Raw genomic sequence first — 9,018 nt, 5'->3', positions numbered from 1 at the left:
GCCATGGCCGCCCCTCGCCTCAGAGTAAGGGCTGCTCTCTCTCCAGAGCTTTTTGCAGAACCTTCAGGACACTATCGCGAATCGGCCGGAGAGGGGGCTTCGTAGGGCGCAGTCCCCCTCTCCGTCTCGGCTTCGCCGAGCCACCTCTCCCCCACTTCGTGAGGGCGAGGAACCCAAGCTGGAATGAGGCGCAGTCCTTCGCAGACTCTCAACCGGCGCTGCCCTGCGGATAGCAGATGATCGAGAGATAGCGCATCGGGAGAATGGTAAGCACCTCCGGCCCGTGCGGCGCATCGGCGTCGAAGAACAGGCTGTCGCCGGGCTTCATCGGGTAGAGGTTGCTGCCGTGCCGGTAGGTGACCTCGCCTTCGAGCATGTAGAGGAACTCCATGCCTTCGTGCTGAAAAGTCGGAAACACATCGGAATCCTCGGTCAGCGTGATCAGATAGGGTTCGACGACGACGCCGCTGGTGTTGGAGCCGATATGACCGAGCAGATTGTACTGGTGGCCGGCGCGCGTGCCGCGCCTTTCGACGTCGAGCCCTTCGCCAGCCCTAACGAAGACGGCGCTGCGCTCTTCCTCAAAGCGGCGGAAGAAGGCGGTGACCGGAACGCCGAGCGCCCGCGACAGCGCCTGCAAGGTGGTCAGCGACGGCGAGGTGATGCCGTTTTCGATCTTCGACAGCATGCCAAGCGAAATGTCGGTGGCAGCGGCAAGATCGGCAACAGTGATGCCGAGTTTCTTGCGAAACGCCCGCACCTCGCGGCCGATCGCGACCTCGAGGACCTTTTCGCGGGTGTCGCGGACGGCGTGCGGGTCCTGGGTCAGTGGCGTCCGGATCGATGCCACGCTTTTCGGCGATGGCTTGGCCTTGGCGGCGGCGGCCCCATTCCTGAAACTGGAAGCTTTCTTCGCCATGTCGCCACCCCGTCTGCAGATTTATTTCACTCAGGGTGAACATATTCGCTGCTGATACAGAGCGCAACTGCGACAGCAAGCCACTTTATGTCGAACGCGTGCTCTCCGGTTTTTCGCCCGTCAGCGGGTCTGCTGAAATCGATTGGTGAATCGAGGTTTCGGCAGAAGGCCTGTTGACAGCCTCGAAGGGGCAATTACTGTCCTGTCAGTGAAATTTGTTTCGTTAGGGAAATGAAACCGGGAGGCCCGCAATGAAAAGTCGTGTTGCCGTCATCGGAGCCGGACCGTCCGGCATGGCCCAGCTTCGAGCCTTCAAGTCGGCAGCCGACAACGGCGCGGACATTCCGGATATCGTCTGCTTCGAAAAGCAGTCCGACTGGGGCGGCCTGTGGAACTACACCTGGCGCACCGGCCTCGACGAGCACGGCGACCCGGTGCACGGCTCGATGTACCGCTACCTCTGGTCGAACGGTCCGAAGGAATGCCTCGAATTCGCCGACTACACGTTCGAGGAGCACTTTGGCCGGCCGATCGGCTCCTACCCACCGCGCGCCGTGCTGTGGGACTACATCAAGGGCCGCGTCGAAAAATCCGACGTGCGCCAATGGGTGCGCTTCAACAGCCCGGTGCGCATGGTGACGTTCTCCGACGCGACGAAAAAGTTCACCGTTACCGCGCATGACCGCAGCAACGACGTCACCTATTCGGAAGAGTTCGACAACGTCGTCGTCGCCTCGGGGCATTTCTCCGTGCCCAACGTCCCCTATTTCGAGGGTTTTTCGAGCTTCAACGGCCGCATCCTGCACAGCCATGATTTCCGCGACGCCATGGAATTCAGGGATAAAGACATCCTGATCATCGGCCGCTCCTATTCGGCCGAGGATATCGGCTCGCAATGCTACAAATACGGCGCCAGGTCGATCACCTCCAGCTATCGCTCGAAGCCGATGGGTTTCAAATGGCCTGACAGCTGGCAGGAAGTGCCGCTGCTGCAGAAGGTCGTCGGCAAGACCGCGCATTTCAAGGACGGCAGCACCAGGGATGTCGACGCCATCATCCTGTGCACCGGCTACCTCCACTCCTTCCCGTTCCTCACCGAAGATCTGAAGCTCAAGACCGCCAACCGGATGTGGCCGGACGGGCTTTTTGAGGGCGTCGTCTGGGAGAAGAACCCGCAGCTGTCCTATATCGGCATGCAGGACCAATTCTACACCTTCAACATGTTCGACGCGCAGGCCTGGTTCGCCCGTGATGTCATCATGGGCCGGATAAAGCTGCCTTCGGCCGAGGCGATGGCCGACCATGGCGCGAAATGGCGGGCGCGCGAGGAAACGCTGGAAGACGCCGAGCAGATGATCTGGTTCCAGGGCGACTACACCAGGGAGTTGATGGAGCAGACCGATTATCCGGGCTTCGATGTCGAGGCTGTCAATCAGACCTTCATGGAGTGGGAGCACCACAAGGCGCAGGACATCATGAGTTTCCGCGACCACGCCTACCGCTCGCTAATGACCGGCACGATGGCGCCGCTTCACCACACGCCCTGGCTGCAGGCCATGGACGATTCGATGGAATCCTATCTCGAGGTGAAAGGCGTCGCGGCGGAGTAGCGGCTTCCTCGCCACCCAGCTTTGCGCGACATGCATCAGTTGCTGCGCGCCTCGCGCACCTCTTTCGTTGCCTCGATGATCCGGCCGAGCAGGGCATGGAGATCGTCGCGGTGGCCGCTGCGGCCGGCGGGGCCGTTTTCATCGGAAGTCATGACCACGGTCAACGCGCGCCCCGGCACGACATAGACCATCTGCCCGCCATAGCCCCACCCGTAGAAGACCGCTTCGCCCGCGATCTGACGGATGAACCAACCATAGCCATAACCATCACCGGTGAAGCGCGAGGCGGTACGTGGCTGCCAGGAGAGCTTGATCCAGTCGGCCGGCACAAGCTGCCGTCCACTGCTGCTCATCCCGCCGCTGCGATAGAGCTCGCCAAAGGCGAGCAGCGAGCGCGGGCTCATGGCCATCTGGTTGCCGCCGAGATAGATGCCCTGCGGGTCGCGGTCCCAGGCGGTGATGGAAAAGCCCTCCTGCGGCCCGAGCCATTCGCGCGCCAGTTCCAGCGTGGAGCGGCCGGTCCGCCGCGTCAGGATCGCCGAAAGGAGATGGGTCGAGCCGGTGGAATAGAGCATGGTACCGCCCGGTTCGTCGTCGAAGGGCATGGCGAGCGCTGCCCGCACCCAGTTGTCGCTTGCCACCCAGCGCCCGTAGTTTGGGCCTGAGGTCCGACCCAGCCCGGCCTGCATGGAAAGCAGATGACCGATCGTAACCTGCTGGAGACGCGGATCCGCGTCGGCTGGCAGGTTGGCCTGAAGAAGCGGAGCGATCTTCTGGTCAGTGCCTTGCAGCACGCCCTTGTCGATGGCGATGCCGACGAGCGCCGAGATAATCGACTTGGAGGCGGATTTTATGTTGGCCGGACGTGCCGGAGAGTGGCCGCGATAGCCGCGCTCCGCCACCACCGCGCCCTCATGCGCGATGGCAACCGTGCGCAGCGGCGTCAGGCGTTCGGCCTCGTCAAGGAGCTTTCCAAGCCGCTGCTCCAGGCCATCGGCAGCGTGAGCAGCGACGGAAAGGATGAGGAGAAAGCCGAGAATCACGGTGGGGCGCTTCAGCATGAAGCCAGCTTGGGATGCATTTTGGGCAAGACGAAGGTGGGGCGGCGGGCAAAGACGCCTGCCTAGATGGGGTATCGATGGATGTTTTCGAAGACTTCGTGCTCGCGTCGGTGCGAGATTAGACAAACATTACCGCAAAATTCAGTCCGGTCATGGAGAGCGCGCCAAATTGCCGCGCCGCTTCGTGAAAGAGGCCCATTTCCGCCAGTCTGATTGGTTTAAGGGCGCTTGGGCTGACGACGCGATCTACGCGGTGTTATCCAATTGCCAGCCGTAGTTGCCGATCTTCGTTGAATGAGAGAATGCCGTCATGGCTCCTTGATTTGCTTGTCGAGGAAGGCAAACGCGTCCTTCGCCGACTGTTCGGTCACCTCTGCGCTGTATTGATACACGATCTCCTGGCCATAGACGCCGCGCATGCGCTCCCCCGCGCTGCCCAACTCCCGATGATCCCAAACATGTGTCGCATGGTAGACGATGTGTTCGACCGGATCCCCCTGCGCCTTCCGTTCTTCGAGTAGCGTCTTGCAACCGTTCATCGGCGGTCCACCCTGCGTGTCCTGGTTGCCTATTTCAACCAGCAACGGCACGACGATCTTTTCCGGAATGAAGTGCATGTCGACGGGATGCAACAATCCCGGCATCGGGAAGTTCGCGAAGAGACAAACCGGGTAAACCGACACGATAGCGCGAAATGGCTCGTTTCCATCCGGTCGCGACCGGCTCGATCCCGCGGCGGCGAGTCCTGTCATCGCACCTTGCGAAAAACCCATCAGAGCGACCCGAGCGGGATCGACGAAATGCTGCCGACGGAGGTGGTTTGCAGCATCGAACGCATCCTTCAGGAGCCGAGAAGCAGGGATGGCCAAGGGCCGGACACAGTTGTCGTCGACTCCGCGCGGAGCCAGCGGATCAATGACGAGCGCCGCGTACCCGTGCTCGACGGCACGCCGCGCCCAATCGAACGTGTTCGAGGTGTAGAGATGTCCATAGCAGGTGGGCATGATGACGAGCGCCGGAAAAGGGCCAGCGCCAACAGGCTTGAACATCATGCTTTCGCGTCCGGCCGCAAGGTCCCGCGTCTGGTCCGGAAGCGTCAAATCCGGACTGTCAAAAGGCAGGGCAAACTCATCGAACTGATCATCGGATCCAGCAGCATTTGCCGCCAGCACAACCGCGATTGCGGTAACAGCTAAGAATGGAAAAGACATTGTTCGGCCTTCCTTACTTCCGGTGCGATCACGCCGACGCTTGCGACCCTTTCATTTCTCCGGCAATCCTGCCTTGGCAAGGTCGGCGAGTTCGCGCGAATCTCGGTTATGCACTGGACGAGGCTAGTCGGTCACTGCGATGTCGCCCCACACCGCCTGCATCAACTCGTCTTTGGTGACGAGCGTGCCCGGCCTCAAGGCAAGTAGCCTCAGAACCTCAGCTGCTTGTGGACGCAAAGTCACCGTATGCCCGGCTTGATCAGTCACCGACCCGCACTGGAGATCGACCGTGCGGCCGTCCAGGCGAAGCAACGTCGGTGCCGAGCTGTGCATCGGAACTTTCCCCCTCGAGCGGACGCCCCAGGGTTTTCTCCCGTCGCCAATCTATACCGAAGTCTGCCCCAAAACCAGCATTCGGCAATCGCCCAAGTCTTCCGTTAGCGATCGCAAGATTTCGTCCGGTTTCGTCTGGCGATCGTGTCGATCTCGTTACGACTGGCGCCATCGGGTTCACGCTCTTCTTCGCCCCGGCCGTTCCGGCGAACATTGTTCAGGAATGGAGAAGATGATGATCGAACTCGTAATCGCCGCCTGTCTTGCGACGGGTGAATGCAAGGAAACAAAACTGACTTACGACGCCCGCGACGTGTCGCTGATGACTTGCCTAGTCGCTGGTCAGTCGGAAATCGCCCGCTGGCATCAGCAACATCCGTCCTGGCAGGTGAAGCGCTGGCATTGCGGCGTCGCCAGGCAGCTAGACTAGGGGAGGCGATTTGAGGATCCGTTCAGTGCGGCAATGCGGACGGAGGTGCCGACCGCGCCGGGCGGCGTTCCTCATCGCCACTGGCACCAGACGTGGCGTAGAGCGCTTCCGTGGTTGTACGGCAGAGTCGAATCTTTCAGCCGGCTTGGTCGCGCCACTTCTGAACCTCAGTGGTGCCTTTCGGAAGGTCTCGCATCCGAGCCGCCCCGAGCTGAATGTCCGCTCACTTACATCTCACACTGGCAGCTGCCTGTCCGCTATCGGCCCCAGAGCTGACATTTTTGCGATCAGCTTGGCAAGGACAGCTTCTGGAAGCCGACGTTTCGCGGCGCGCGCCCCCTCTATCTCCGGCTACCCCAGCCTTGCGCGTGCCTTCGCCGTCCAGGCGTTGAACAGCCGGTCGGCGACGATGCCGATGAAGGCGATGGCCAGTCCGGCGACGATGCCGCGGCCGGAATCGGCCTTGGACAGCGCGATGAACACCTCCTGGCCGAGATCGCGGGTGCCGACCATGGCGCAGATGATGATCATCGCCAGCGCCATCAGGATGGTCTGGTTGACGCCGAGCATGATCTCAGGCAACGCCAGCGGCAGCTGCACGCGCAGGAACGTCTGGCGCCTGGTGCAGCCTGACACCTTTGCCGCCTCGATCAGCGCCGGCGGCACCTGCCTGAGACCGTGATTGGTGTAGCGGATGGCCGGCACTACGGCAAAGGCGACGGTCGCGATCATCGCCGTCACGTCGCCGACTCTGAATAGCATCACCACCGGGATGATGAAGCAGAACGACGGCAGCACCTGCAGCGTGTCGATAACAGGGGTGACGATCTTCTCGACACGGTCGCTGCGCGATGCCATCAGCCCGATCGGAATGCCGATCAGGCAGGCGATGAAGGCCGAGATGCCGCAGAGGTAGACCGTCGCCATGGTCTTTTCCCAGAGGCCGGTCACCGCGCAGAAGACGGTCAGCGCCGCGACCAGGGCGGCGAGGCGCAGGCCGCCGAGCTGGTAGCCGGCAAGCCCAAGCAGGAACACCGCGCCCAGCCACGGGAAGCCCTCGCAGAAGGCGCGCACCGGGTTCAGCACATTGAGGATCAGCGCCACCCGGAACGCTTCGATCGTGTCGAAGAAGTTGATCGTGATCCAGCTCACCGCTGTCTTCCACAGCGGCGCGGTGGTGAAGGTGATCGCCTTCGGCACCGCAGCGAAGGCCGGAACGAACAGACCAAGCAGTGTCGTGACGGCAAGGACGGCGACGGCCAGCGTCAGATTGGGGTAGCGCCGCCAGAAGCTCGGGCTGACCTCCTGGTAGACATGGCCCTTCGCATGATTGCGCGCGATCGCCTGGCTCAGCCGGTCGAGGGCGATGGCCAGCGCCACGATGGCAAGGCCGGCTTCCATCGCCTCGCCGACCTTCAGCGCCCTGAGCGCCAGAAGCACGTCGTAGCCGAGGCCGCCGGCGCCGATCATCGAAGCGATGATCACCATGTTGAGCGCCAGCATGATGACCTGGTTGACACCGACCATCAATGTCGGACGCGCCGAAGGCAGCAGCACGCGCCACAGTTTCTGGCGCGCCGTGCAGCCGGCCATCTCGCTGAAATCGCCGATTTCGGACGGCACCCGCGACAGCCCCAGCATCGTCGCGCGCACCATCGGCGGCGTCGCGAAAATGGCCGTCGCGATCATCGCCGAAACCGGACTGTTGCCGAACAGAAGAAGCATCGGGATCAGATAGGCGAAGGTCGGGATGGTCTGCATCAGGTCGAGGGCAGGGGAGATCAGCAGCCGCTCCGCCCATGGCTTGCGCCACGCCCAGATGCCGACGAACAATCCGGTGACGATGCAGAACGGCACGGCGATGGAGATCAGCCCGAGCGTCAGCATGGCGCTGGTCCACTGGCCGAACAGCGCGATGTAGAGGAAACAGCCGCCGACCAGCGCGCCGAGCTTCCAGCCGCCGGCGGCACGTCCGGCCAGGAATGCGGCGATGCAGACACCGACCCAGGACAGACGCGGCAGGACGAGCATGTCGGCGCCATGGCCGATCTTGAAATTCTTGGCGAGCAGACCGAGCGCAAAATCGAGCGGCACGCCGAGCGCCGCGGTGATCGAGCGCGTCAGCCAGGAAAAGTTCGACTTTATCAGGCTCATCAACGCGCTGACCCAATCAGCGACCGGAATGATTGCGCCGACCGGATAATTGACCGCCCAGGGCAGCCTGTCCTGCAGCAGGAACACGGCAAGCACGGCGGCAAGGGCGCCGGCCCAGACCACCAGCCAGAGCTGAACCGGCCGCGATCTCGCCTCGCTGGCGCTTGCCGTCACCGTCATGCGTTGGCCCCGGAACGCTCGATGCCGGCCAGAAGATCGATCACCGCTTGCGGCGTGACTTCGCCGATCGGCTTGCCGGTGCCGTTGACGACGGCGAACGGCTTGCCGGCCGAAACGATATCAGCCGAAAAACTCGATATCTTGGCATCCGGCGCGACCACGCCGCCATGCTCGGCGCCGGCGCAGGCGCGCATCAGGCTTCGCGCCGAGATCACCTTGGCGCGGTCGACGTCGCGGGTGAACTCGGCGACATAGTCGGTCGCCGGGTTGACCACCAGCTGTTCCGGGGTGCCGATCTGGATGACCTCGCCGTCCTTCATGATGGCGATGCGGTCGGCCAGCCGGATGGCCTCGTCGAAATCATGGGTGATGAAGACGATGGTCTTGTGCAGCATGGTCTGCAGCCGCATCAATTCGTCCTGCATCTCGCGGCGGATCAGCGGATCGAGCGCCGAAAACGGCTCGTCGAGAAACCAGATTTCCGGCTTGGTGGCGAGGCTGCGGGCGATGCCGACACGCTGCTGCTGGCCACCGGAAAGCTCACGCGGATAGAAATGCTCGCGGCCGCGCAGGCCGACAAGCTCGATCACTTCGCGCGCGCGCTTCTCGCGCGTCGGCCGGTCCTGCCCTTGGATGCCCAGTGGAAAGGCGATGTTCTCCAGCACATTCAGATGCGGCAGCAGGGCGAAATTCTGGAACACCATGCCCATGCGGTGGCGCCGCAGCTCGATCAGCGCGGCATTGGAGATTTTGAGGAGATCCTTGCCCTCGAACTCGACCTTGCCATGCGTCGGCTCGACCAGCCGCGACATGCAGCGCACCAGCGTCGACTTGCCCGACCCCGAAAGCCCCATGATGATGAAGATTTCGCCCTGGCGGATTTCGAGGTCGACGGCGCGCACCGCGCCGACCAGCCCGGCCGCGGCGACCTCCGCCATGCTGGCCTTGCCGTCGCGCTGGCGGATGAAATTGGCCGCGTTCGCGCCGAACAGCTTCCAGACGTTGCGGCAGGCAAGTTTTATCGGGCGGGCATCCTTCGGCGTGCCTGCCGTTTGCGGCACCTGTTCAGTCGTATCGGCCATGCAGTCGTCCTTCTGGAATATGGGATAGAGACCCGGCC

At 62.6% G+C, this 9,018-nt stretch carries 8 protein-coding genes; 2 read left to right on the top strand and 6 right to left on the bottom strand.

Annotation, left to right across the window (positions count from 1 at the left end; genetic code table 11):
* Positions 1-208 precede the first annotated feature (208 nt).
* The gene (locus AC0L18_RS24110; RefSeq protein WP_473494464.1) at positions 209-919 is read right to left on the bottom strand and encodes a helix-turn-helix domain-containing protein; all 711 of its coding nucleotides are present in this window, start codon (positions 917-919) and stop codon (positions 209-211) included.
* A 251-nt stretch (positions 920-1,170) separates the two neighbouring features.
* Between AC0L18_RS24110 and AC0L18_RS24105 the strand changes: the two genes are divergently transcribed.
* Entirely contained in the window at positions 1,171-2,529 is a 1,359-nt protein-coding gene (locus tag AC0L18_RS24105) for an NAD(P)-binding domain-containing protein (RefSeq protein ID WP_473494463.1), read from the top strand.
* 35 nt (positions 2,530-2,564) lie between these two features.
* Here AC0L18_RS24105 and AC0L18_RS24100 read toward each other — a convergent pair whose 3' ends face one another.
* The 3 genes from AC0L18_RS24100 to AC0L18_RS24090 all read right to left on the bottom strand — a co-directional run bounded on the left by AC0L18_RS24100 (position 2,565) and on the right by AC0L18_RS24090 (position 5,134).
* Positions 2,565-3,590, bottom strand: coding sequence for a serine hydrolase domain-containing protein (locus tag AC0L18_RS24100; protein WP_473494462.1), 1,026 nt, complete (start codon positions 3,588-3,590; stop codon positions 2,565-2,567).
* A 308-nt stretch (positions 3,591-3,898) separates the two neighbouring features.
* Positions 3,899-4,801, bottom strand: a complete 903-nt coding sequence (locus AC0L18_RS24095; protein ID WP_473494461.1) for a dienelactone hydrolase family protein — start codon at positions 4,799-4,801, stop codon at positions 3,899-3,901.
* 123 nt (positions 4,802-4,924) lie between these two features.
* Positions 4,925-5,134 carry a winged helix-turn-helix domain-containing protein gene (locus tag AC0L18_RS24090; protein ID WP_473494460.1) on the bottom strand — a complete coding sequence of 70 codons (210 nt, stop codon included), beginning with the start codon at positions 5,132-5,134 and terminating at the stop codon, positions 4,925-4,927.
* A 235-nt stretch (positions 5,135-5,369) separates the two neighbouring features.
* Between AC0L18_RS24090 and AC0L18_RS24085 the strand changes: the two genes are divergently transcribed.
* A complete protein-coding gene (locus tag AC0L18_RS24085) occupies positions 5,370-5,564 on the top strand; it encodes a hypothetical protein (protein WP_473494459.1) in 195 nt (64 codons plus the stop codon).
* A 351-nt stretch (positions 5,565-5,915) separates the two neighbouring features.
* Here AC0L18_RS24085 and AC0L18_RS24080 read toward each other — a convergent pair whose 3' ends face one another.
* Positions 5,916-7,898, bottom strand: coding sequence for an ABC transporter permease (locus AC0L18_RS24080; protein WP_473494458.1), 1,983 nt, complete (start codon positions 7,896-7,898; stop codon positions 5,916-5,918).
* On the bottom strand, positions 7,895-8,980 hold the full coding sequence (locus AC0L18_RS24075; RefSeq protein ID WP_473494457.1) for a quaternary amine ABC transporter ATP-binding protein: 1,086 nt from the start codon (positions 8,978-8,980) through the stop codon (positions 7,895-7,897). Before AC0L18_RS24075 ends, AC0L18_RS24080 begins: the two co-directional genes overlap by 4 nt.
* Positions 8,981-9,018: the final 38 nt, after the last annotated feature.

This window comes from Mesorhizobium sp. WSM4819, assembly GCF_055811215.1.
Note: the sequence above shows the minus strand (reverse complement) of the source record. Positions and strands in the feature narration are given on the sequence as shown.

Coding starts and splice junctions, on each gene's coding strand:
- AC0L18_RS24110 (WP_473494464.1), bottom strand. CDS start 919: ATGGCGAAGAAAGCTTCCAGTTTCAGGAATGGGGCCGCCGCCGCCAAG.
- AC0L18_RS24105 (WP_473494463.1), top strand. CDS start 1,171: ATGAAAAGTCGTGTTGCCGTCATCGGAGCCGGACCGTCCGGCATGGCC.
- AC0L18_RS24100 (WP_473494462.1), bottom strand. CDS start 3,590: ATGCTGAAGCGCCCCACCGTGATTCTCGGCTTTCTCCTCATCCTTTCC.
- AC0L18_RS24095 (WP_473494461.1), bottom strand. CDS start 4,801: ATGTCTTTTCCATTCTTAGCTGTTACCGCAATCGCGGTTGTGCTGGCG.
- AC0L18_RS24090 (WP_473494460.1), bottom strand. CDS start 5,134: ATGCACAGCTCGGCACCGACGTTGCTTCGCCTGGACGGCCGCACGGTC.
- AC0L18_RS24085 (WP_473494459.1), top strand. CDS start 5,370: ATGATCGAACTCGTAATCGCCGCCTGTCTTGCGACGGGTGAATGCAAG.
- AC0L18_RS24080 (WP_473494458.1), bottom strand. CDS start 7,898: ATGACGGTGACGGCAAGCGCCAGCGAGGCGAGATCGCGGCCGGTTCAG.
- AC0L18_RS24075 (WP_473494457.1), bottom strand. CDS start 8,980: ATGGCCGATACGACTGAACAGGTGCCGCAAACGGCAGGCACGCCGAAG.